Raw genomic sequence first — 380 nt, 5'->3', positions numbered from 1 at the left:
GCCGGTCCTTCGGCGGTCAGGTGGGCGAGGTTCTCCGGCAATTCCTCGCCCCGGTGGGCCTTCGTCTGCGCGTACAACCGGCCCGCGCGATACGACGACCGCACCAACGGCCCCGCCATCACACCCGGGAACCCGATCGCCTCCGCGGTTTTCGCGTGTTCGACGAATTCTTCCGGCTTGACCCACCGGTCGACGGGGTGGTGGCGCGGGGAGGGCCGCAGGTACTGGGTGATGGTGATGATCTCGCACCCGGCGTCGAACAGGTCCTGCAACGCCGTCGACACCTCGTCCGGGGTCTCGCCCATGCCGAGGATCAGGTTCGACTTCGTCACCAAACCCGCCGCACGAGCCCGGGTGATCACCTCCAGCGAACGCGCGTA

1 protein-coding gene is annotated in these 380 nt (G+C 68.2%); it reads right to left on the bottom strand.

Translation table 11 applies throughout. The features are described 5' to 3' along the window. Positions 1–380, bottom strand: a 380-nt coding sequence (locus H5411_RS46780; protein WP_463672097.1) for a lipoyl synthase, incomplete at both ends; no start/stop codon positions are given.

This window comes from Amycolatopsis echigonensis, from assembly GCF_014174495.1.
In the GTDB taxonomy this organism is placed as follows: domain Bacteria; phylum Actinomycetota; class Actinomycetes; order Mycobacteriales; family Pseudonocardiaceae; genus Amycolatopsis; species Amycolatopsis echigonensis.
Note: the sequence above shows the minus strand (reverse complement) of the source record. Positions and strands in the feature narration are given on the sequence as shown.